A 21,528-nucleotide genomic window follows, 5' to 3' on the forward strand; every position below is an offset into this window, starting at 1 on the left:
TTACAATCGATACAATAGAAGTAACATATGTAAGGGGTGATAGGAATGGAACAGATAAAAACAGAAGAAAAGTTTAATGAAATTATTCAGAGTGAAAAGCCTGTCATTGTTAAATTTTTTGCTGATTGGTGTCCGGACTGTAAGCGGATGGATATGTTTATTGGTGATGTAATGGACGAATTTAATAATTATGATTGGTATGAAATAAATAGTGATGAGGTAAAAGGCATCGCTGAAAAATATGAAGTAATGGGAATACCAAGCATTTTGATATTCCAAACTGGTGAAAAACTGGCACATCAACATAGTGCATATACGAAGACACCAGAGTCAGTTACAGAATTTTTGCACGAACAGCTTGGATAATTAAAAATAATCACCTTCTACAGGAAGGTGATTATTTTTGCCTAACAGGATATAGCAATCTATTATACTAGGACAAGAAAGAGGATTTGTTTCAACTCCTCTTTCCCGCTAAACTAAACTAAATTCCAATTTGCCATTTTCTTTAAAAAGTATTTTGCTATTTTGTAAGGTTAACTGGTTTTTAACTAGTTTTTTCGGTTTTAGCTGGTAGATATGTGCGAATGTGTCCTTATCTATTCCACTAAGGTTAATCTTGGTGATTGTTTGGATATTTAGTAGACTTGTGTCTGGATAGGCATCTTTAGGGTTTTCCCATTCGATTAAAAATGGTAGCAGTTCTTTTGTGTGATTGTATTCTGGAAATAGCATCCGCCATTTCAAAACGGTGCCATCAGGTCTTTCGCGCTGACCAGCAAATGGACCTTTATAAGGAATGTTATGTGCTTTAAAGTGAGTAATATAATCATCCATCTGGTTTGTTCTTAGAGCAAATTGAAAAGGTCCAGCCATGTCGTTTTCGATAACATAGACCAAATGCTTAATTAGGGGATTAACAGCACTTTCTGCTTTTGTCTTATCAGATACCCCTAACCATTCTAGGTAGCTATCGTTTGAAAAGTAGGATAGGTAATTATATGTTCCCCACTCTTCGTGTTCGCCGCCTTTGACTGCTTTTATGGTAAATTTATTTCCATATTGTGCACTTGCCCTTTCAGCGTTATTTCCTGCTATCACGATATGGTCTAGTGCTAACATGACATCACTCCTCGTTATGAACTTTTTATAGGATTTAAAGACCTTTTTCGAAATGAAAAATGGTGTATTATAGTGCCTACGCATGTTTCTGTAAGTTAAACTGTGGATTCGAAAATAATCAAACATAACTGGTTAATGACGTATCATCTTTTATATTATCTGTTTTTGGTTGATCGTTTGCAAAAAATATGTTTTGAAAAATTCAAATTATGATTTATCTTAACTATGGAAGGACACTAATTCTATCGACAAAGTCCTTTTTTTAGCAAATTTAATTCGTTGGAAAAACTCTTTATTGATTCATCAATTGTTAATTCCTTCTCGAAACTCCGTACAAGGCAATGAAATGATACGGCAATAATTATTTGTAAAATATGGAATAGATCATGTTCTTCACAAACATTTAACTTTTGTGTATTTATTAAATGACGGACTTCTGTAAACTGATTCCATCTTTCTTTCGTTAAGTCTTTGGTAAATGTGTTTTCTATTTTATAATTCATATTTAAAAAGGCATTCCTAAAAAAGTCCTGATTTTCTTTGCAACGGCAATTCCCAAGCATAGAACGATACGTTTCATCTACGGTGGCAAATATATCCCCATTATATTTCTTTAGACTCGAAATAAATTCCCTTTTCCTGCTTTTTACATGTTCATTGAGTAGAAAATAAAATGCATCCTCTTTATCTTTAAAATATTGATAAAAGCTCCCACGCGGAATTCCAGCGGCCTTCACGATATTTGCAATCGATGCTTCATATAAGGAAACTCGCGAAAATTCCTTTTTAGCTGCATGAATTAATGTTTGTTGTTTATCCACCGGCAAATTATAAAAAGTTAATTTAGGCATTATTTTACTCCCATTCATCGTAGTGACAACGTGTCATATTAAATAAATAGAAAAGTACAAAATTTGGCTCTAACTTGTTCTCGGTCAGGATGAGCCACGTCCAGCTCCAGCGCCCAGCGACTAGCGAGACTTCCCTCACCTCCGTACGATAAGTCAACATCGGTTTTAAAGGAAGGCCGACTAAAAGCGGACTTTGCGTCCAACGTCGGCATACCCCTATGAAGGGGCATGTTTCCTTTATCTCCTACGGCAGGGATGTTCGGTTAAGACCGCTGCTTTGCGCAGCAACACCGAACCACCCTGCTTGGCAGGGCGCAGTCCGTACGTCGCTAAACGGACGCTTCCGCTTTTGTTTGAGAATGGTGTTATTATAAATGACAGAGTGTCACAATGTCAATAATCTAGGATCGATAAGATATCCAGTGTGTTGGGTGGTTTTACAAAGTCAGGATGTATAGTACATTGAATTTGAGTTTGATGAAGATGATGGTCGCCTTATTTATCAATTCAGGCGAGAAGACCCCCACTTCAATGTTGTGAAGGGTTAGGCCAAAAATAAGTGGATGAATCGCCTTCGGACAAGGGATAGCTTTTGCCATCCTAGTTGTCCGACTATAAAACTTCTTCTTGATTTCTGCATTATGAAGCACAGGAACATTTGTTTGTGTTCAACTATTAAATAAGGTATAATGGAAGAAAAGGTGGTGGGAATATTGTGTTAATTAATAAAGCTTACCGGTTTCGAATCTACCCAAATAAAACCCAGATCACTCTCATTAGCAAAACAATTTAGTGAAGCATCTTGGACACAATTTCGAACCATGTTGGAATACAAAGCAAAGTGGTTTGGCAAACAAGTCGTTGTGGTTGCCAAAAACTTTGCCTCCTCTCAGACTTGTTCAAATTGCGGATACAGAAATAAAGACGTTAAGAATTTAAATTTGCGTGAATGGGATTGTCCATCTTGTGGAACCCATCACCAAAGGGATCTTAATGCAGGATTAAATCTTAGAAACGAAGCGATTCGTATCTTAACTGTTGGGACGACAGGGATAGCCTAATTAAAACGAGCCATTAGGTTAGTGTTCTTAGGAATCCCCCACTTCAAACAATCTAAAAGGATGTTAATGGCGGGTAGTTCAAGAGATTGAAATGCACGCAAATAACAAAGAAGCAGAAATCGAAATCGATGCATACACAGGGGAAATAATTGTATCATCGATTGATGAGGACGATTAAAGCAATTAGATGAACCACATTGGGACAGAAGACTCCTTATGCGGTTTATTTTACAAAGGGGATATGGGATGCAGTACAATAAGGCGCTATTTTTATATAACGGTAATGCTGGAAGTAATGATATTGAGCAAAAACTGGAACAAACTTTACCAAAACTAGCGCAGGCAGTAAAGGAACTGATAATTGTTCAAACTGAAACGATTGAAGAGGCAAAAAGCTGTTGCTTAGAACATGCGAGTTATGTTGATCTAATTATTATTCTTGGTGGGGATGGAACGGTCCATGAATGTATTAATAGTATTGCAAAAGAAAAAATACGACCAGCCATTGCTATTTTACCAGGAGGGACATGTAATGATTTTAGCCGCATGCTACAAATCCCACAAAATGTAAAACAAGCAACAGAAGCAATTGTAGAAGGGAATATGGTTGATGTTGATATTGGCAAATCAGAGGAAAACTACTTTCTTAACTTCTGGGGAGTTGGCTTAGTATCAGAAACATCATTAAATATCGATGAATCGCAAAAGGATAACCTTGGTGTGCTAAGCTATTTTATTAGTACATTAAAAACGATTAATCAAGCAGAACCGTTTTCCTACCAAATTGAAACAGATGAAGAAAATTATGCGGGGGACGCTGTGATGATATTAGTCCTAAATGGAAAGTTTATCGGAACAAGGGAGCTTCCAATTGCAACGATTTCCGCCAATGATGGAAAATTTGATGTGCTTATTGTTAAAAATTCGACGCTAGCGGCATTCAAGGAATTATTAACGATGAACAATCCAAATAATGACATCAATCGATTGACGGAATTAACTTATTTTCAAACAAATAAGCTTACCATTACAACGGATATTAAGAAGGATATTGATATGGACGGTGAAATAAGTAATACTACTCCAGCAAAAGTAGAATTACTCCCGAACCATATAAAAATGATTAAAGGGTTTAGGGATTTTTAGATGTGAGGTATTGCAGGGCTTCGGGGCAGAAAAAGTTTTTGAAAAAATACCTTATGTGTGATGTATGTCATAGCACAAAAAGAAAAAACAAGATAAGATAATAATGAGATTTGGGATGTCTCTGCTCTATTATTATTATATCGGGGCAAGCTGTGATAAGGCTTGTACTCCACTTTACAAAAAGCAAAACCGTTACCTACGTTGGTAATGGCTTTGCTTTTTTCTTTTATGTGTCAAAGTCATATTATAAACAACTACACATTCCGTTGGCGCAAAGGTCAGCGGAATGTGTATGGATAAAATTCTTACATAAATGCGAATAAAGTCTCACCTCTGAATGAAAAATTTCACCTTATGGTACATTTCAACTATATTTTGCAATATAGTTGAAATGTTTTTGTTATATTTATGTTTTACCAGCTAATATTGTGGGTACTTTAAAGTTAGAAATGAAGAAAGAATACTTCTAGGAGGAACCTATCATGAAGAAAAAAGACGTGAAGGTTTACATTAACAGTAACCAGGATCATTATACTAAGCTTTTAGACCCGTTGAATAAATTGGAGATTGAATATGAAGAAAAAGATGTTACGGAGAACCCCCGATATATGAAGGAGTTGCAAGATAGAGGGATTTATGGAACACCGGTAACAATTATTGATGGAGAAGCAATACTAGGGTTTCAGATAAATAAGATAAAGCAGGCCTTAGGAATGGGGCGTTACTTCGGTTGACACGATGGCTCACACTAAATAAACGATGTGCATAAAATAGCATATAATAAGTTTAAAAGAGGTGTGTGCAAAAATGTTTGAAAGGCCTTATGATAATTATCAGCCGTATCAAGCATATACCGGATATGCCAATTACTATCATATGCATCCATATTATCAAACATGGCAAAACCAACAAATGCAACAACCAAATCCAGCTTTTTTTCAATCACCATTTGATCAGTTTGCCAAACCAAAACAGCCTAATAATTGGCATGCTGTTATGGAAAGTCAGACCAGTAATAATCCATATCCACCACCAAAATCGAATGGGTTATTCACCTATTTTCAAGACAAAAATGGGCAAGTAGACCTTGATAAAATGTTCTCGACAGTTGGTCAATTTGCCAATACCGTCCAGCAGATTTCCCCAGTCGTTAAACAGGTTGGTTCGATTATGAAAAACATGAAGTAATGAGTCTAACAGCAAGCTGATGAAACACATGATTTCATCGGCTTATTTATACTTAAGGAAAATAAAAAGTTTTTAAGTAATCAAGTACAAGAGGCAAGTCCCAGAAAGCAACAATGATGAGAATAAAAAATCAGGTATTACTTATGAAAAACGGGTAAATGTAAGACAGAGAATGATCGAAGGAGAATTTATATGATTGGTTGTTTGATTATCCATGGATACACAGGTGGACCATATGAAGTGGAACCATTGGCAGCATATTTACGGGAAAATACGAATTGGCATATAGAAGTTCCGACCCTTCCAGGCCATGGAAGAAAGCTAGCCCTTGAAAACGTTTCCCATAAAAAATGGCTTCATGCTGCTGAAAATGCACTCAAACAATTACATGAGAAATACGATGAAATATACTTAATTGGATTTTCAATGGGAGGAATGATTGCTTCCTATTTGGCAGCAAAATATAAAGTGGATAAGCTTGTCCTTCTTGCTACTGCAGGAAAGTACTTATCACTCAAACAAATCTTTCTTGATGTTGGTGAGGCTATAGCAGATGGTTTTAGGGGAAAGCTTAATAAAAATAAATTATATTTGCATTACAAAAGAAAATTGGGTGAAGTTCCTTTTAAAGCAAACCTGGAATTCCTTAAATTGGTTAAATATACCAGGCCATATTTAAAGGACGTTGATACACCAGTATTGATTGCACAGGGCCAGCAAGATAGTATGGTTCCATATAAAACGGCTTATTTCTTAGAAAAAGAGATCACATCGAAACGAAAGGAAGTCGTATTTTTTGAGCGATCGCGACATCTTATCTGTTTAGGTAATGATAAGGATGCATTAAATACAATGATTTATTCCTTCCTAACAAAAGACAAGTGAGTGGCGTATTGTTTCCGCCGCTCACTTGTCTTTAAAAAATGATATAACTAATCCGCCTTCACCAGCATATGTCGAAATCAGTGGCCCCATTTCGGTTAAGATAGCATCTTTAAACGGGTATTTATTTCGTATTTCGGCAAGTACTTTATTTGCGCGATCTTCTGCGTTACAGTGTGTCATGGCAATGACTTTATCTTCCACATTTTTGGTATAGGTACCGATTTGTTCAATGAAATGTCGGATTGATTTCTTATCACCACGCACTTTTTCTGTTACCTCAATCGTTCCCTCTTCACTTCCGCGCATTAATAATTTTATATTAAGTGTTTTAGCAATGGCGCCTTTTACTTTGTCTAAACGTCCACCGAGAATTAGGTTTTCCAATGTCTTTAAAACAAATAAAGTTGTCGTTTGTTCAACACGTTCGTGAAGATGTTCTATTAGGCTTTCAAACGAGTAACCTTCGTTGATCTTTGTACTTGCTTCATGGAGTAAAAGAGCCAACCCGCAAGATGCTGTTTTGGTATTTATCACCTCAATTTTCCGTTGAGGTTGTTCCTCCAATAGCATATCTTTCCCTGCTACTGCATTATCAAACGTACTACTTAGACCGCTTGACAAGCTAAACATGATGATTGGCTTCGTTTGTTCAACTTGTTTAAAGGCTTCATAAAAGTCGTTTGGGCTTGGTGCAGATGAGCGAGGGAGTTCTATTGTTTCTTTTATTTTTTTATAAAAACGCTGCAAATCAATCGTAACACCGCTTTTGTATTGTTCTTCTTGAAAGTGTAAATAAAGTGGTACAGTAATTAGCTCTAATGATTCTGACAACCTAGCTGGAACGTCAGCACCACCGTCCGTCATTAATTGAATATGCAAGACATCACCTGCTTCATAAAGGATGACTTTATTATAACAGGTTTGTCTGACCGAATATATAGAAACTTACTGATATTTCTTAGATATCGTAACTTTACGCTTTCGAGAAGTGCTCATGATAAACAAAAATAAACCAAATAATACGATAGTTCCTCCAAGCCACTGGGATGCTGTAACTTCCTCACCCAAAATCAAGTAAGCGAGTAAAGTTGCGCCAATTGGTTCAAAGACAATCCCCATCGATATCGTTGCGGTACTGAGCCACTTTAGTGCCCAATTAAATAGCGTGTGACCGAAGAAAGTTGGGATAACAGCTAATGCAACAAAAATCCACCAATGTTCGGCCGGGTACCCAAAGAAAGGATTTTGCACGATTAAATTATAGATAATTAACGTAATGGAACTTGCCCCGTATACAACGAATGTATATGGCATTAAAGATAACCGTTTTCTTGTATTCTGCCCTAATAAGAAGTAGACCGTGACAGTGATAGCTCCGAGAAGTGCAAGTATATCGCCAAATAATGCCATGCCACTTATTTTGAAATCACCCCAGCTAATGATGATACTACCTAATAAGGCAATAACCATACTTATGACTGCACCTTGTGAAAACCGTTCTTTAAAAAAGAAGTATGTACCTAAAAATGCGAATATCGGCTGCAGTGTAACAAGGACAACAGAACTTGCCACAGATGTATAATTCAACGATTCGAACCAGAGAATAAAATGGAACGCCAGAAACACTCCGGCACATACGGATAGAAGCCAGTCCTTTTTTTGGATAAGCTTAAATTCATGTCGCTGTTTGAAAAAAACATATGGAGTCATAATAATAACAGCAAATAATAAACGATAATTTGCAATAATGGCAGCTGGTGTACCATTTGCTAACTTGACAAGAACTGCAGATGTTGAAACAGCAATCACACCAATTACAACCGCTATATATGGATTAAACGGAGGAATACGCATGGAAAGCCTCCTTTGGAATCATGTTTCTATTCAATCTAATATATTTTACCATGTTATAGACGAAAAATCACGAAGTAGTGGATATCAAGGTGGTATTTATGTTATGATTAAATGACTGTTATTTTATGCATGAATTTTCAAGGAGGCCCCTTACCAATTTGGAGGATGCCTTTTTTTATGGTAAAGAAAATATAAATTTGGAACCAGGGTAGGACTGGATCATCGAGTCAGCCAAGCCCAGCTGTTCATGCGAATAAATTTTGAAGGAAAAAAGGAGTAGACTATTAAGGTGACAACATTTTATGATTTAGGTGTTTCAGGGCCGATTATGAAAGCATTAGAAAAGATGGGCTTTGAGGAAGCAACACCAATTCAAGCAGAGACAATCCCACTTGCAATGCAAGGTAAAGATGTAATTGGACAAGCACAAACAGGTACAGGAAAAACAGCAGCATTTGGTATCCCAATGATTGAGAAAATCGATAAATCTGCCCGTAAAATTCAAGGGTTGGTTGTAGCCCCTACAAGAGAGTTAGCTATTCAAGTCGCAGAAGAAATTAATCGATTAGGTAAATTCAAAGGTATCCGTACGTTGCCTGTTTATGGTGGACAACACATGGAACGACAAATCCGTGCGTTGAAAGATGGACCACAAATTGTTGTAGCAACCCCAGGACGCTTGCTCGACCATATGCGCAGGAAAACAATCCGAATTGACCATGTGCAAACGGCTGTATTGGATGAAGCAGATGAAATGCTGAACATGGGATTCATTGACGATATTCGTGATATATTAAAAGGTATCCCTGAAGACAGACAAACATTATTATTTTCTGCAACAATGCCAAAGGAAATTCGCGAAATTGCAACACATCTCATGAAGAATCCGGAAGAAATTAAAGTAAAAGCGAAAGAAATGACGGTCGAAAATATAAATCAATATTTTGTTGAGGTTCCTGAGAAGTACAAATTTGACACGTTAACAAATCACCTCGACATTAATGGACCAGATCTAGCGATTGTTTTTAGCCGGACGAAAAAGCGTGTAGACGAAATTACAGAAGGCTTACAAGCTCGTGGTTTTCGTGCAGAAGGTATTCATGGCGATTTGACACAAGGTAAGCGAATGTCTGTATTGAATAAATTTAAAAATGGTCGTGTTGAAGTGTTAGTGGCAACTGATGTCGCAGCACGTGGACTTGATATTTCTGGTGTTACACACGTTTATAATTTTGATATCCCGCAAGATCCGGAAAGTTATGTCCATCGTATCGGTCGTACTGGGCGTGCTGGACGTACTGGTGAAGCTATTTCGTTTATTACACCAAGAGAGATGGCCCACTTGCATTTAATCGAAAAAACAACGAAGAGTAAAATGAAACGGATCATGCCGCCATCAAGTCAGGATGCATTGCGTGGACAACAACAGGTTGCAGTGAATAAACTGTTGAAGACGATTGAACAAAAAGACTTAACAGCATATCATGAGACAGCAAATGAAATATTACAGGATCATGATTCAATCACTGTTATTGCAGCTGCGCTAAAAATGCTGACAAAAGAGCGAAGGGACACACCAGTTCGAATTTCTTCTGTGCAGCCAATTAGTGTTAAAAAAGCACAAAGAAGTAAAGATAATAATAAACGTGGTGGAAAACGCAATTATTACGGGAAGCGAAACCAAGGCGGACGCGGTCAAGGTGGACGCAATCAAAATGGCGGTCGCAATCGCAAAGGGAATTTCCAAAAACGTAGAAACCGTGATTAACTCTAATAGCCGCCTAAAACAAAAGCTCCTAGCGCAAAGGAGCTTTTTTATTTGGCAAAAATTCAGGTTTTATCAACTACGAAATTAAAAGCAACAGACATTACGAAAAGAACCTTATTAAAAAGGAGTAGCTTGTTGGGCTACTCCTTTGTTGTTCTTATAAAATCCTGCTTATCAATCCAAGGACAACTAGGATGCCAAAAATAATCCAAAAAATCTTAGGTGCTAATCCTCTTGGTAGGCGGTGTCTTTTCCACCGATTAGGATTAAATTGGACAGAACCTGAATTTGTTCGTCGCCTGTTACGCTGTGGTGAAAAGGCTTGAACATTGTTTAATAGTAACCGTGCAAGGGCAAATCCACCAATAAAACCAAAAATATGGGCGTAAATATTGATATTAGGACGGAGGAACGTCATGATTAAACCAATAATAAATATTGTTAGGACAACTTGAGCGTTTGCTCGATCGATTAGATCCTTACGTAAAACTACCATATAGACATAAATACCAAATAAGCCAAATATTGCTCCAGATGCACCAACATGTGAATAAAATCCGGTTGGTTCGATTAGATAGGTTGCAATATTACCTATCAGCCCGGCCCCAAAATACGCAAGGATGAACTTAAACTTTCCAAGCATTTGTTCCAATGCCGGACCGAATATGGCAAGTGCAAATGAATTGAATAATGCGTGCATTAAACCGTTGTGGAGTATAATAGATGTTAATAGGCGCCAGTATTCACCTTCATGAATAAATAAATTATTGCCAGCTCCCCATTGATAAAAATGGATGCCCAATGGTAATTGTAATAAATCTATAATGAGCCATAATGCTAGATGAATAATAATGAGCGTTGATACAACAGGGTAAAAATGAATGAATTCTTTTATGGTCTTTTCCGTTCGAATGAACATGGTAATCCCCTCTATAAACTTTTTTTAAAAACATATCTTCTTCGGGTATTATTAGTGTAGTCATTTTTATTACATAGTATGACCAATTAAAGATTACTAAAATCATCATGTATAATGCAAAGATAAATACTTTAGACTGTTCTTTAGCGAAGTATCGAAGGAGTGAATAGCTTGATAAAGGGAATTGGAATTGATTTGGTCGAGTTAACAAGAATCAGAAGCAGCATCGAGCGAAATCCACGGTTTATCGAACGAATTTTAACTGTAGAAGAACGAGCAGTATTTGAACATTTGTCAACTGACAATAGAAAAGTAGAATATCTTGCTGGGCGATTTGCTGCAAAGGAAGCATTTGCTAAAGCTGTTGGAACAGGAATAGGTAAATTAAGTTTTCAACATATCAAAGTGTTACCGGATAAGCAGGGAGCACCTATTTTAATCGCTGAGGGATTTGAAAATGCTAATGTCTTTGTCTCTATTACACATAGCAATAACTATGCAGCAGCACAAATCGTAATAGAAGATAAATAGCATAATCGCTTAGGTTGTCTCATATATTTTAGTGCGGGTAGGAGGGAACGAGAGTGTATATTGTCACCGCAAAAGAAATGTACGATATGGACCGTTATACGGTGGAGAATATGGGCTTAGATGCCAGAATATTAATGGAAAATGCGGGAAGAGCAGTTAGCTTTGAACTAACAAAAGTCGTTACCAAAAAAGATCGAATATGTGTAATTGTTGGTGGAGGAAATAATGGTGGAGATGGATTTGTTATTGCACGAACACTCAAAAATGCAAACTACCATGTCGCCGTTGTCCAGGTCGTACCAGATAAGAAAATAACAGGGGATGTTTCCTACAATAAAACGTTATTTTTGAATTGTGGAGGTTCTGTTGTTGTTACAACCGAAGCTTCTGACATTAAAGAAATCGTCATAAATTCAGATGTAATTATCGATGCAATGATTGGAATAGGGGTACATGATAATTTAAAGGAGCCAGTTGCAACGATCGTCTCAGTTATCAATGAATTAGCTCCATGTATTATTTCAGTTGACATTCCGACTGGACTTCCGGCAGATGAAAGCATAACTAGCTTTTCTTCCATACAGGCTGATTACACAATTATAATTGAAGCACCGAAAATGAGTCTATTTTTACAGCATACTGCATCTTTTTATGGAAAATGGAAGGTGGTTTCCATTGGTATTCCAGCTGCTGCCGTTGAGGAAATACCTGAAAGACTTATTTGGGATCAGTATCAATTCCAGCAAACAATGCCAAAACGGGGGGTGTATGCTCATAAGGGTGAACAAGGAAAAGGTTTGGCTATTGGCGGATCAAAGGAGATGCCTGGGTCAATTGCAATGACTGCTAAAGCAGCCCTAAGAACTGGTGCAGGATTGCTCACTGTTGGCACATCAGAAAGTGTTATTCCAACTATTGCTGCAATATGTGTTGAGGCTACCTATTTAGCGTTAAATTATAATGAGGGGTCTCGCATATTGGATGTACCCATTCCGTTTGATAAGTTCCATGCAATTGTGATTGGGATGGGGTTAGGACGGGGTAAGAAGGCAGAGCGGTTGGTCCAACATGTGCTAACAGAAGCAAATTATCCAGTGATTATCGATGCCGATGGGTTGTACCATGCTAAATCTGAATGCGCTAAATTAAAAAAGCGTTCATATCCAACTATTATGACGCCTCATCCTGGCGAAATGGCCATGCTGTTAGATGTATCGGTTGCAGAACTCTTGGAAAAGCCTTTTTATTATTCTGCAAAAATTGCGCGCGATTATCAAGTGTATCTCGTTTTAAAGGGGAAATACACAATTATCACAGCGCCAGACGGACAACAAGCTGTGAGCATAACCGGGAATCAAGGATTGGCAAAAGGCGGAAGTGGCGATGTGCTCTCGGGTACAATACTCGCGATGGTGATGCAACACAAAAGTATTTTCCAAGCGTTATGTAACGCGTGTTTTGTTCATGGAACGGCTGCTGATCTGCTTGTAACGGACAACCATTCTTATTATGATTTAATGGCAACTGATGTAATCGAAGGGATTCCTGCTGTTTATCGTACATTTCTTGATATGTAGTGACACGTTCTCTTTGTCCTGAGCAACACGAGACAAGGGAGATATGTCCATGAAGAAAAAGTTTAGTATCTGGTTATTAATTGTCTTTGGTCTAATTCTGTTACTTGCTGCCTGTGGGGAAAAGTCTCAGGAAGATGTCCTTAAAAAACTAGACGAAAAAGTAGATGAGATGAGTGGGTATAAGGCTAAGGCGGAAATGAAAATGAATACGGGACAGGAAAGCCAGAAATATAAGATTGATATTTGGCATAAGAAAAAAGACTTTTATCGTGTTTCACTAAAAAATGATCAAGATGAAAAAGGCAGTCAAATCATTTTGAAGAATAAAGATGGTGTCTTTGTTCTTACCCCTGCCTTGAATAAAAGCTTCAAATTTCAAACAAACTGGCCGGATAATAGTAGTCAACCGTATCTTTATCAATCGCTTGTAGATGACATTAAGAAGGATAAAGAAGCTGAATTTAAAGTAACTGATTCACATTACATTTTCCAGACCAAAACAAATTACCAAAGCAATAACAATTTGCCATATCAGGAAATACACTTTGATAAAAAGACTTATACACCAGATTTAGTTAAGGTTTTGGATAAAGATAAAAACGCACTTGTCGAGGTGAAATTCTCAGACTTTAATACAAAACCAAGCTTTAAGGACGATGATTTTGCGATGGAAAAAAATATGACTAGCGGCGATGCTGATGCACCCGTGTCTACTAATGAAAATGCCGAATCATTGACTGTTGTATTCCCGTTATACATGGCAGGCGCTGAACTTGCAGAGCAAAAGGAAATTGCAACTGAAAATGGAAAGCGCGTTGTGATGACATACGTTGGAGAAAAGAACTTTACATTAATTGAAGAACAGACGGAGGTAGCGCCAACACTTTCCTCTCCACAGGAAGTAAGAGGTGACATTGTCAATCTAGGACATACAATTGGCGCGCTTTCAGATAATACAATTGAGTGGAACAATAATGGCGTGAATTTTTATTTAGCGAGTGAAGACCTAACAAAAGAGGAACTAATTGAAGTAGCAAAATCCGTTCAAGGCAAAGCAGTGAAGTAAAAATGAGCAAATGCAAGCAGACTCATGTGGAGAGGGGGTCTGCTTTTTATTTTTAAAGTCGACTTCAAAAAAAATTGACAGTTGGGTGAGAAAGCGAAATAATAAAAGAATCATCTTTTCTAAAAATGCGTAAAGGGGCTATTGCACTGTGTTAGATTCTTTTTATCGAAATACATGGGCTGAAATAAACCTTGATGCAATTGGTTATAATATGGAACAAATGAAGCGAAAATTACCACCAGAAACAAAAGTCATTGCAGTTGTGAAGGCAAACGGCTATGGCCATGGAGCATATGAAGTTGCTAAAAAGGCCATAGAATCAGGGGCCAGCGCACTTGCTGTTGCACTGTTAGACGAAGCATTATTACTTCGTCAAGCGGGCTTCACTGTACCTATTTTAGTATTAGGCTGGGTCGCTCCCCAGGATACCCCACTTGCTGCTGAAAATAATATTACGTTAACTTTTTTTCAAAAGGAATGGATGGAGAAGGTTAACCAGTATACCTTTCCACAACAACTGAAACTGCACATGAAGTGGGATACTGGTATGGGAAGAGTCGGCATTCGCACAGAAAAAGAGTTAAAGGAGATTCTTGAGGAATTAGGAAATAATCAACAAATTCGACTAACAGGAGTTTATACACACTTTGCAACAGCGGATGAGCAGGACCTGACTTATTATGATGAGCAACGTAGCAGGTTTCAAACTTTACTGAAAGCATTCGAAAAACTATGGAGACGGCCAATTGCGATTCACGTAGGAAATAGTGCCGCATCAATTCGCTTTCCAAAGGACATGTATCATTTCATCCGGTTTGGTATTGCTATGTACGGATTGTATCCTTCTGAAACAGTTAGACAGGAAAAAAGCATTGATTTGAAGCAAGCATTCTCTTTAAATAGCCGTTTAATTCATGTGAAAAAAGTAGCTGCTAATGAGTCCATTAGTTATGGTGCAACATACACAACCGAGGAAGAAGAATGGATTGGCACGATTCCAATTGGATATGCAGATGGGTGGATTCGTAAGCTTCAAGGAATGGATGTGTTAGTTGACGGAAAGCGTATGCCAATTGTTGGTAGGATTTGCATGGACCAAACGATGATACGGCTCGACAAAGCATATCCTGTAGGGACAAAAGTTACGTTAATTGGGAAGCAAGGAAACACAGAAATAAGAATGGATGAAGTAGCAGCATATTTAGACACGATTAATTATGAAATTCCATGCATGATTAGTAGCCGAGTTCCAAGGGTTTATTTAGAGGGATAACGAGAAAAATAGTCTTTTCATTAATAAAATGACATAATCTTGATAATCCTAAAGTAAAATATATACCACAGATAATTTCTTTTTAACTGGAAATAGTTCTTTTTTCATAAAAAGTCTCTACAGCCCTTTGCAAAGCGTGGTATACAATGATATTATTAAAAGTGAATTTAATTACGGTCGTTCAACAGTTGGCGGAGGTGCATGGTTTTGTCAGAGAGCTTACAAGAAATCTTGGTACGATTACCAAAAAACCTGTTAAATGAGGTGGACGGATTAATGAAATATGAAAATAGCGATTTAAGTGACTTCATATGTCAGGCTACAAGAAACTATTTAGAAACTAAGAAAGAGGAGCATATCCAGCAGTTTCGTGATTCAATGAAAAAAGGATACACGGAAATGGCCAGAATTAATCTAACTATCGCTTCGGAAGCTTTTCAAGCCGAAGAGGAGGCAGAACAAAACACCCTAGAGCGCTCTGTGATCGGGGTGTAATAATTTGATCGTTCAAAGAGGCGAAGTATATTTCGCTGACTTATCCCCTGTGGTTGGATCAGAGCAGGGGGGCATCCGCCCGGTATTGATCTTACAAAATGATATTGGAAATCGGTTTAGCCCAACCGTTATTGTGGCAGCAATCACTGCTCAGATTCAAAAAGCAAAACTCCCAACGCATGTGGAGATAAACGCAAAACGATATGGGTTTGACCGTAATTCTGTTATTTTGCTTGAACAAATAAGGACGTTGGATAAACAGCGGCTAACAGATAAAATCACAAAGCTGGACAAAGAAATGATGGAAAAAATCGACTATGCATTGGAAATTAGTTTAGGACTTAAAGAAATGTATGGTCAATAACAAAACCCTTGTTGATAGTAAACAAGGGTTTTTGTTATGCGTGAGGAACACAAAATTGGCTGGCCTAGCCTGTTAGAGCGCTTGCGTTTTTCTTATGCCATCGTTTTAGTGTTTATGATATAATTAAGAAAATACAATATTTGACGAAATTAGACATTAGCATCATTGATATTTGATATACAGTTAGAAATACACGGATCATGTAATTTGTGTGACAATATCTAACCACTAATCAGAAAAGTTATTTAGGGGGATTGTGAAATGGATGATAAATTTAAAAAAATCGCATTAGAAAACAGTGACACAATCGTGCATAAATGGATTGAAGAAGTTGATTCATCAAAAGATGGCAATTATACCGCCACTATTTCCGATGAGTTGTTTGAAAGTACGAATAGAGAATTTGTAAATGTGATTTTTACTAGCATAAAAAATCAAGGATCATCAAAGACGCTTGAGGACTTTTCTGAGAAATTGATTAACTTAGGTTGGCCTCTAAGCTACATAACAGACGGTCTGCAGGTATTCAGACGAGTAACGATTGAATATATTCTCAGTCAGTCTGACAAAATTGACTCAACATTTATATCAAATGTACTACAAAGCGTTGATAATTGGGTTGAGCCAATTATTAGGCAGTTGGTTAATGAATATTCCGGCAGCTGGGAACACATTGTTTCATTGCAGCGGGTAGCTTTGCAGGAGTTATCTGCTCCACTTATTCCGGTCATGGACAATATTACGATTATGCCATTAATCGGCACAATCGATACGGAACGCGCCAAGTTAATTATGGAAAACCTGCTTGATGGTGTGATCAAGCATAACGCGGAAGTTGTGTTAATGGACATTACAGGTGTGCCAGTTGTTGACACGATGGTAGCTCACCACATAATCCAAGCAGCTGAAGCAGTACGGCTGATTGGTTCAACATGCATTTTAGTTGGGATTCGTCCGGAAATTGCTCAAACAATTGTTAACTTAGGAATTGATTTAGGTAAATTTCCAACGAAAAGTTCCCTGAAAAAAGGTTTCCATAAAGCACTGGAAATAACCAATCGAACAATAGACGATCACCATTCCAAAGAAGAAGAGATCGCAAATATGTTGAATTCATTACATGGAGAGTGATTATTGTGCGAATACCTATTCTAAAACTGCATAATTATTTATTGATTTCCATTCAAACGGAAATTGACGATCATACAGCAATTCAATTTCAAGAAGACCTGTTAAATAAAATTCACCAAAGCGGCGCAATAGGTGTAGTCATTGATCTAACATCAGTAGAGATTATCGATTCGTTCATCGCGAAAGTATTAGGTGATGTTGTAACCATGTCAGACCTAATGGGGGCGAAAGTAGTTTTAACTGGGATTCAGCCAGCCGTAGCAATGACATTAATCGATTTAGGAATTCATATGAAGAGCGTTCCTACCGCACTTGACTTAGAACAAGGGCTAATTAAGTTACATCAGGAATTGGGGGATTAATAATGAGTCTCCAATCCTGTGTTAACATTAAAAAAGAGTGGGATATTGTTGGTGCGCGTCAAGTTGGCCGTGATATAGCCAAGAAGACGGGTTTTGGTACTGTAGACCAGGCCCGCATTGCCACCGCGATTTCAGAACTTGCTCGTAATATTTACTTATATGCTGGTTCCGGCCAAATTTGCTTTGAAGTGATTGATAACATAAATCAAAAAGGAATGTGTATGGTTGCGGTTGATGCAGGACCTGGGATTAATGATATTAGTCAAGTCATGGAAGATGGGTTCTCAACTTCTGGGGGACTTGGTGCAGGTCTCCCCGGTGTGAAACGCTTAATGGATGTTTTTGATATTAAATCTGAGAAAGATAAAGGCACGGAAATAAAAGCGATCAAATGGGTACGGTAAGAACAAAAGCGGAAGCACCCGTTTAGCGTAGCTTCAGGCCTCAAGTTATATTCTCAAGGATGGCTTAAGTAAAGTCATCCTTGTTTATAAGAAAAAATAACCCCATAAATAGAGGAGGTATCAGTATTGGATACATTGTATTCTGACGTCGCGAATTATAAGAAATTGTTGAAACAATATATTGAAACACAAGACGAACAATCTCTTTATGGGGCCGAACAAATTAGTAAATCATTTATTAAAAATAAAATTCCCCCAGAGGAAATTATTAACTTACATATACAAGCATTAGCAGAACTGTACCCAACGCTATCTGAAGAAATGCGGCATTCCATGAACTTTCTTTTGGAAACAATGATTGCTTATGGGATAGCACATCAAGAATTCCAGGCGTTAAGGGAGAAGCAACTGGAATTGAAATCAGAGATAGGTGTAGCTGCAGGTATGCAAGAAAACTTATTAGCAACATCCAAACCTATTATCGAAGGTTTGGAGATAGGTGTTGTTAGTGTTCCGGCTCATCAAATGAACGGAGACTATCACCACTTTATTAAAGGAAGAGATGGTTCGTTAGGTGTAGCTGTTGCCGATGTTGTTGGGAAAGGGGTACCTGCTGCATTGTGTATGTCGATGATCAAGTATTCGATGGACAGTTTACCGGAAGAATCAATGAGCCCGAAAGCTATTTTGGAAAACTTAAACAGGGTCGTGGAAAGAAACGTTGATCCAAGCATGTTTATCACAATGTTTTATGCCCAATATCTACCTTCCGAAAATAAACTACGCTACTCATCAGCCGGACATGAACCGGGCTTTTATTATCATAAAAAAGAAGATCGTTTTGAAGAAATTGAAACAAAAGGGCTAGTCCTTGGTGTCTCAGCAGATTCTAACTACCATCGCTATGAACGGTTCGTACAAAATGGGGATATGATTATTATTTTAACCGACGGTGTAACAGAATGTAGACAAGGAGATCGGTTTATTGAAACAGAGGAAGTATTAGATGTTATTAAGAGCTATTCCCATTTGTCGGCACAGGAAATGGTGGACCATGTTTATAAATACTTTGAACGGTTGCAAAATTTTGAACTTCGGGATGATTTTACATTGATTATTTTGCGAAAAGAAGTTTAACCTTTACTAAGATAGGGTATAGAAATGGTATTGAGTATAGTTTAGTAATGAAGCATGGGTAGTTAAGGAGGACGAAAATTGAATTTAATAGTTGACGTTGTGGAAGATAACAATAAATCCAAAGTAATCCTATCGGGTGAAATTGATGCATACACAGCACCACAATTAAAGGAAGCACTATTACCATTGACGGAAGTGGATGGACAAATTGTTGAAGCTAATTTAGAACATGTAAATTATATGGATAGTACTGGGTTAGGTGTTTTCATCAGTGCTTTAAAATCTACAAAAGAAAATAATTCGCATCTGAAATTAGTTGATTTACAAGAGCGTGTTTTTCGTCTATTTAAAATTACTGGATTAATTGACATTATGGACATTAAGGCTGCGATAAGAGGTGGAAGTGAATAATGGAGACGTTTGATTTTATCGAAATGAAGGTGCCAGCAAAGGCAGACTATGTTGGTGTTTTGCGGCTAAGTATTTCGGGAATTGCTAATCGAATGGGCTTTTCCTATGAAGATATTGAAGACTTGAAAGTTGCGATTTCTGAGGCAATCACAAATGCTGTAACACATGCTTACGATGAAGAAGATCAGGGAGAAGTAACAATTTGCTTTGGAGTCTATGAAAATCGCCTTGAAGTTATGGTGGCTGATCATGGAGGCAGCTTTGATTTGCAAGAAGTGAAAGGAACAATCGGCCCGTACGAACAGTCTGAATCGGTTGAAACATTAAGGGAAGGAGGCTTTGGCCTTTTCTTAATCGGAGCCCTAATGGATAAGGTAGAAATCAACAATGATTATGGCGTAATTGTTTTAATGACGAAGTACCTTGAAGGAACAGAGGTGGATTTTGATGACGACCAAATCTCAACCACACAATAAGGGGAGAGACGAGGTTTACCAATGGATTGAACACTTACAGGACGAGCCAACTGACGAAGTGATTCAAGAGAAAATTGTGCTTACTTATAAGGATCTTGTGGAATCCATTGCCAGGAAATATTCAAAAAATAGTGGTATTCATGAGGATTTAGTACAAGTTGGTATGATTGGTCTTTTAGCAGCTGTCAAAAGATATGATGTAACATTTGGTAAATCCTTTGAATCATTTGCAATCCCCACAATCATAGGGGAAATTAAACGGTTTATCCGTGATAAAACATGGAGTGTGCATGTCCCAAGGCGAATAAAAGAGTTAGGGCCTAAAATTAAGAAGGCAATTGATGAGTTAACTTCATCGAATCAGAAATCACCTACTGTAACCGAAATTGCCAATTATTTAGAGGTTGCAGAAGAGGACATATTAGAGACCATGGAGATGGGCAAAAGCTATAAAGCACTATCAGCTGACCGTAAGATTGAAGCAGATTCAGATGGCAGTACCGTGGCTATCTTGGACTTAGTCGGAAATGATGAGAGCGGCTATGACAATGTTGATCAGCGAATGCTATTAGAAAAAATTTTACCAATCCTGTCGGAACGTGAACAACAAATATTACGATTTACTTATTTTGATAATCGGAGCCAAAAGGAAACAGGGGAACTTTTAGGGATCTCGCAAATGCATGTTTCCAGATTACAAAGACGTGCCTTACGTAAGCTTCGGGAAGCTATCCAAGCCGAGAGTGCGGAGGTATTCGATTGAGAACAGAGGATAATAATGTACAAGTAGCTGTCTATCAAAAGGCGAAAAAAGGTAACTTCCATTGTGGCGACAGCTATTTTTATATAGAGACAGAAAATGAATTTGTTTGTGCTTTAGCGGACGGATTAGGAAGTGGAGAATTCGCCAAAGAATCATCCCAGATTGTTATTGATATTATCCAAAGCAATATTCATGCATCTGTCGAACAACTGGTAAAACGCAGTAACAAGGAATTATTTCATAAACGTGGTGTTGTATTAGGGATTTTAAAATTAGATTTCCAGTCAAAGCGATATTCATTCTCATCGATCGGGAATATTGGTATCATGACCATAACGAAAGATGGGAAGAAAAAGCGGAATATCCCAAACGCTGGCTATTTAGCAGGTTATCCAAGGCAATTTAAAGTAACAACAAATAATCTGGATTCGAATATGAATTTTATTATGTTTTCAGATGGGGTAACAGATACAGATCTATCGCAAAAATTTTTATTGGGAAGTGACGTGGATGAAATTACTAGTATGTACGCTAATATAAACAGCGAATCCCGGATTGATGATACGACATTAATTGCAATTCGATACGAAGAATAAAGATGGCTGTCAGTTCTACTTGGCAGTCTATTTTTATTATGTGCCTAAATTGGAGGTCGACCCATAAACGGATCAATCAATATTACCAGTTTATCTAAGAAATTTTTATAGATTAGGAAAACGCATTGTAATTTGGTAAAATAAAAGC

The 21,528-nt window shown here is 37.6% G+C and carries 27 protein-coding genes and 1 pseudogene; 23 read left to right on the top strand and 5 right to left on the bottom strand.

Annotated elements, in window-relative coordinates:
* The first annotated feature begins 45 nt into the window (after positions 1–45).
* Positions 46–366 carry a thioredoxin family protein gene (locus ACW2QC_RS12815; protein ID WP_457544367.1) on the top strand — a complete coding sequence of 107 codons (321 nt, stop codon included), beginning with the start codon at positions 46–48 and terminating at the stop codon, positions 364–366.
* 108 nt (positions 367–474) lie between these two features.
* Here the strand turns inward: ACW2QC_RS12815 and ACW2QC_RS12820 are convergent, their stop codons facing one another.
* Together ACW2QC_RS12820 and ACW2QC_RS12825 are read right to left on the bottom strand one after the other, a co-directional pair.
* On the bottom strand, positions 475–1,122 hold the full coding sequence (locus tag ACW2QC_RS12820; RefSeq protein WP_457544368.1) for a VOC family protein: 648 nt from the start codon (positions 1,120–1,122) through the stop codon (positions 475–477).
* A 242-nt stretch (positions 1,123–1,364) separates the two neighbouring features.
* Complete coding sequence (locus tag ACW2QC_RS12825) at positions 1,365–1,973, bottom strand: TetR/AcrR family transcriptional regulator (RefSeq protein ID WP_457544369.1); 609 nt, start codon at positions 1,971–1,973, stop codon at positions 1,365–1,367.
* A gap of 715 nt (positions 1,974–2,688) precedes the next feature.
* On the opposite strand from ACW2QC_RS12825, the gene ACW2QC_RS12830 reads away from it, so the two are divergent.
* The 7 genes and pseudogenes from ACW2QC_RS12830 to ACW2QC_RS12860 all read left to right on the top strand — a co-directional run bounded on the left by ACW2QC_RS12830 (position 2,689) and on the right by ACW2QC_RS12860 (position 6,253).
* Positions 2,689–2,766 carry a helix-turn-helix domain-containing protein gene (locus ACW2QC_RS12830; RefSeq protein WP_457544400.1) on the top strand — a complete coding sequence of 26 codons (78 nt, stop codon included), beginning with the start codon at positions 2,689–2,691 and terminating at the stop codon, positions 2,764–2,766.
* A pseudogene (locus tag ACW2QC_RS12835) lies at positions 2,747–3,034 on the top strand (zinc ribbon domain-containing protein); the annotation flags it as partial. The gene ACW2QC_RS12830 and the pseudogene ACW2QC_RS12835, both read left to right, overlap by 20 nt.
* A gap of 85 nt (positions 3,035–3,119) precedes the next feature.
* Positions 3,120–3,212, top strand: coding sequence for a hypothetical protein (locus ACW2QC_RS12840; RefSeq protein WP_457544401.1), 93 nt, complete (start codon positions 3,120–3,122; stop codon positions 3,210–3,212).
* 68 nt (positions 3,213–3,280) lie between these two features.
* On the top strand, positions 3,281–4,180 hold the full coding sequence (locus ACW2QC_RS12845) for a YegS/Rv2252/BmrU family lipid kinase (protein ID WP_457544370.1): 900 nt from the start codon (positions 3,281–3,283) through the stop codon (positions 4,178–4,180).
* 482 nt (positions 4,181–4,662) lie between these two features.
* On the top strand, positions 4,663–4,914 hold the full coding sequence (locus ACW2QC_RS12850; protein WP_457544371.1) for a glutaredoxin family protein: 252 nt from the start codon (positions 4,663–4,665) through the stop codon (positions 4,912–4,914).
* Between the two features lie 73 nt (positions 4,915–4,987).
* Entirely contained in the window at positions 4,988–5,368 is a 381-nt protein-coding gene (locus ACW2QC_RS12855; RefSeq protein ID WP_457544372.1) for a YppG family protein, read from the top strand.
* Between the two features lie 192 nt (positions 5,369–5,560).
* The gene (locus tag ACW2QC_RS12860) at positions 5,561–6,253 is read left to right on the top strand and encodes an alpha/beta hydrolase (RefSeq protein WP_457544373.1); all 693 of its coding nucleotides are present in this window, start codon (positions 5,561–5,563) and stop codon (positions 6,251–6,253) included.
* A gap of 21 nt (positions 6,254–6,274) precedes the next feature.
* Here the strand turns inward: ACW2QC_RS12860 and ACW2QC_RS12865 are convergent, their stop codons facing one another.
* Both ACW2QC_RS12865 and ACW2QC_RS12870 read right to left on the bottom strand, forming a co-directional pair.
* Positions 6,275–7,132, bottom strand: coding sequence for a DegV family protein (locus ACW2QC_RS12865; protein WP_457544374.1), 858 nt, complete (start codon positions 7,130–7,132; stop codon positions 6,275–6,277).
* Between the two features lie 66 nt (positions 7,133–7,198).
* Complete coding sequence (locus ACW2QC_RS12870; RefSeq protein ID WP_457544375.1) at positions 7,199–8,107, bottom strand: DMT family transporter; 909 nt, start codon at positions 8,105–8,107, stop codon at positions 7,199–7,201.
* Between the two features lie 289 nt (positions 8,108–8,396).
* Between ACW2QC_RS12870 and ACW2QC_RS12875 the strand changes: the two genes are divergently transcribed.
* Positions 8,397–9,875: a DEAD/DEAH box helicase gene (locus ACW2QC_RS12875; RefSeq protein WP_457544376.1), complete on the top strand. Its 1,479-nt coding sequence runs from the start codon at positions 8,397–8,399 to the stop codon at positions 9,873–9,875.
* Positions 9,876–10,032: 157 nt separating this feature from the next.
* Here ACW2QC_RS12875 and ACW2QC_RS12880 read toward each other — a convergent pair whose 3' ends face one another.
* Positions 10,033–10,794 carry a rhomboid family intramembrane serine protease gene (locus ACW2QC_RS12880; protein ID WP_457544377.1) on the bottom strand — a complete coding sequence of 254 codons (762 nt, stop codon included), beginning with the start codon at positions 10,792–10,794 and terminating at the stop codon, positions 10,033–10,035.
* Positions 10,795–10,965: 171 nt separating this feature from the next.
* On the opposite strand from ACW2QC_RS12880, the gene acpS reads away from it, so the two are divergent.
* The 14 genes from acpS to ACW2QC_RS12950 all read left to right on the top strand — a co-directional run bounded on the left by acpS (position 10,966) and on the right by ACW2QC_RS12950 (position 21,380).
* Entirely contained in the window at positions 10,966–11,325 is a 360-nt protein-coding gene (gene acpS, locus ACW2QC_RS12885) for a holo-ACP synthase (RefSeq protein WP_457544378.1), read from the top strand.
* Positions 11,326–11,378: 53 nt separating this feature from the next.
* Positions 11,379–12,902, top strand: coding sequence for an NAD(P)H-hydrate dehydratase (locus tag ACW2QC_RS12890; RefSeq protein ID WP_457544379.1), 1,524 nt, complete (start codon positions 11,379–11,381; stop codon positions 12,900–12,902).
* Positions 12,903–12,951: 49 nt separating this feature from the next.
* Positions 12,952–13,968, top strand: coding sequence for a LolA family protein (locus tag ACW2QC_RS12895; protein ID WP_457544380.1), 1,017 nt, complete (start codon positions 12,952–12,954; stop codon positions 13,966–13,968).
* Positions 13,969–14,116: 148 nt separating this feature from the next.
* The gene (gene alr, locus ACW2QC_RS12900; protein WP_457544381.1) at positions 14,117–15,241 is read left to right on the top strand and encodes an alanine racemase; all 1,125 of its coding nucleotides are present in this window, start codon (positions 14,117–14,119) and stop codon (positions 15,239–15,241) included.
* Between the two features lie 207 nt (positions 15,242–15,448).
* Complete coding sequence (locus tag ACW2QC_RS12905; RefSeq protein WP_457544382.1) at positions 15,449–15,736, top strand: CopG family ribbon-helix-helix protein; 288 nt, start codon at positions 15,449–15,451, stop codon at positions 15,734–15,736.
* 4 nt (positions 15,737–15,740) lie between these two features.
* Positions 15,741–16,100 (top strand): type II toxin-antitoxin system PemK/MazF family toxin, encoded by a 360-nt coding sequence (locus ACW2QC_RS12910; RefSeq protein WP_457544383.1) that lies wholly within the window; start codon positions 15,741–15,743, stop codon positions 16,098–16,100.
* Positions 16,101–16,361: 261 nt separating this feature from the next.
* A complete protein-coding gene (locus ACW2QC_RS12915) occupies positions 16,362–17,231 on the top strand; it encodes an RsbT co-antagonist protein RsbRA (protein WP_457544384.1) in 870 nt (289 codons plus the stop codon).
* A gap of 5 nt (positions 17,232–17,236) precedes the next feature.
* Positions 17,237–17,593, top strand: coding sequence for an STAS domain-containing protein (locus ACW2QC_RS12920; protein WP_457544385.1), 357 nt, complete (start codon positions 17,237–17,239; stop codon positions 17,591–17,593).
* A 2-nt stretch (positions 17,594–17,595) separates the two neighbouring features.
* The gene (locus tag ACW2QC_RS12925; RefSeq protein WP_457544386.1) at positions 17,596–17,997 is read left to right on the top strand and encodes an anti-sigma regulatory factor; all 402 of its coding nucleotides are present in this window, start codon (positions 17,596–17,598) and stop codon (positions 17,995–17,997) included.
* 126 nt (positions 17,998–18,123) lie between these two features.
* A complete protein-coding gene (locus ACW2QC_RS12930; RefSeq protein ID WP_457544387.1) occupies positions 18,124–19,134 on the top strand; it encodes a SpoIIE family protein phosphatase in 1,011 nt (336 codons plus the stop codon).
* Positions 19,135–19,212: 78 nt separating this feature from the next.
* On the top strand, positions 19,213–19,545 hold the full coding sequence (locus ACW2QC_RS12935) for an anti-sigma factor antagonist (protein ID WP_457544388.1): 333 nt from the start codon (positions 19,213–19,215) through the stop codon (positions 19,543–19,545).
* Positions 19,545–20,021, top strand: a complete 477-nt coding sequence (rsbW, locus tag ACW2QC_RS12940; RefSeq protein ID WP_457544389.1) for an anti-sigma B factor RsbW — start codon at positions 19,545–19,547, stop codon at positions 20,019–20,021. Before ACW2QC_RS12935 ends, rsbW begins: the two co-directional genes overlap by 1 nt.
* Positions 19,993–20,784: an RNA polymerase sigma factor SigB gene (gene sigB, locus ACW2QC_RS12945; protein ID WP_457544390.1), complete on the top strand. Its 792-nt coding sequence runs from the start codon at positions 19,993–19,995 to the stop codon at positions 20,782–20,784. The genes rsbW and sigB overlap by 29 nt, the downstream gene beginning before the upstream one ends.
* Positions 20,781–21,380, top strand: a complete 600-nt coding sequence (locus ACW2QC_RS12950) for a SpoIIE family protein phosphatase (RefSeq protein WP_457544391.1) — start codon at positions 20,781–20,783, stop codon at positions 21,378–21,380. Before sigB ends, ACW2QC_RS12950 begins: the two co-directional genes overlap by 4 nt.
* The last annotated feature ends 148 nt before the right edge of the window (positions 21,381–21,528 follow it).

This window comes from Virgibacillus sp. FSP13 (genome assembly GCF_054048505.1).

Coding starts and splice junctions, on each gene's coding strand:
- ACW2QC_RS12815 (WP_457544367.1), top strand. CDS start 46: ATGGAACAGATAAAAACAGAAGAAAAGTTTAATGAAATTATTCAGAGT.
- ACW2QC_RS12850 (WP_457544371.1), top strand. CDS start 4,663: ATGAAGAAAAAAGACGTGAAGGTTTACATTAACAGTAACCAGGATCAT.
- ACW2QC_RS12820 (WP_457544368.1), bottom strand. CDS start 1,122: ATGTTAGCACTAGACCATATCGTGATAGCAGGAAATAACGCTGAAAGG.
- ACW2QC_RS12855 (WP_457544372.1), top strand. CDS start 4,988: ATGTTTGAAAGGCCTTATGATAATTATCAGCCGTATCAAGCATATACC.
- ACW2QC_RS12870 (WP_457544375.1), bottom strand. CDS start 8,107: ATGCGTATTCCTCCGTTTAATCCATATATAGCGGTTGTAATTGGTGTG.
- ACW2QC_RS12915 (WP_457544384.1), top strand. CDS start 16,362: ATGGATGATAAATTTAAAAAAATCGCATTAGAAAACAGTGACACAATC.
- ACW2QC_RS12825 (WP_457544369.1), bottom strand. CDS start 1,973: ATGCCTAAATTAACTTTTTATAATTTGCCGGTGGATAAACAACAAACA.
- rsbW (WP_457544389.1), top strand. CDS start 19,545: ATGGAGACGTTTGATTTTATCGAAATGAAGGTGCCAGCAAAGGCAGAC.
- ACW2QC_RS12880 (WP_457544377.1), bottom strand. CDS start 10,794: ATGTTCATTCGAACGGAAAAGACCATAAAAGAATTCATTCATTTTTAC.
- ACW2QC_RS12860 (WP_457544373.1), top strand. CDS start 5,561: ATGATTGGTTGTTTGATTATCCATGGATACACAGGTGGACCATATGAA.
- ACW2QC_RS12845 (WP_457544370.1), top strand. CDS start 3,281: ATGCAGTACAATAAGGCGCTATTTTTATATAACGGTAATGCTGGAAGT.
- ACW2QC_RS12895 (WP_457544380.1), top strand. CDS start 12,952: ATGAAGAAAAAGTTTAGTATCTGGTTATTAATTGTCTTTGGTCTAATT.
- ACW2QC_RS12925 (WP_457544386.1), top strand. CDS start 17,596: ATGAGTCTCCAATCCTGTGTTAACATTAAAAAAGAGTGGGATATTGTT.
- sigB (WP_457544390.1), top strand. CDS start 19,993: ATGACGACCAAATCTCAACCACACAATAAGGGGAGAGACGAGGTTTAC.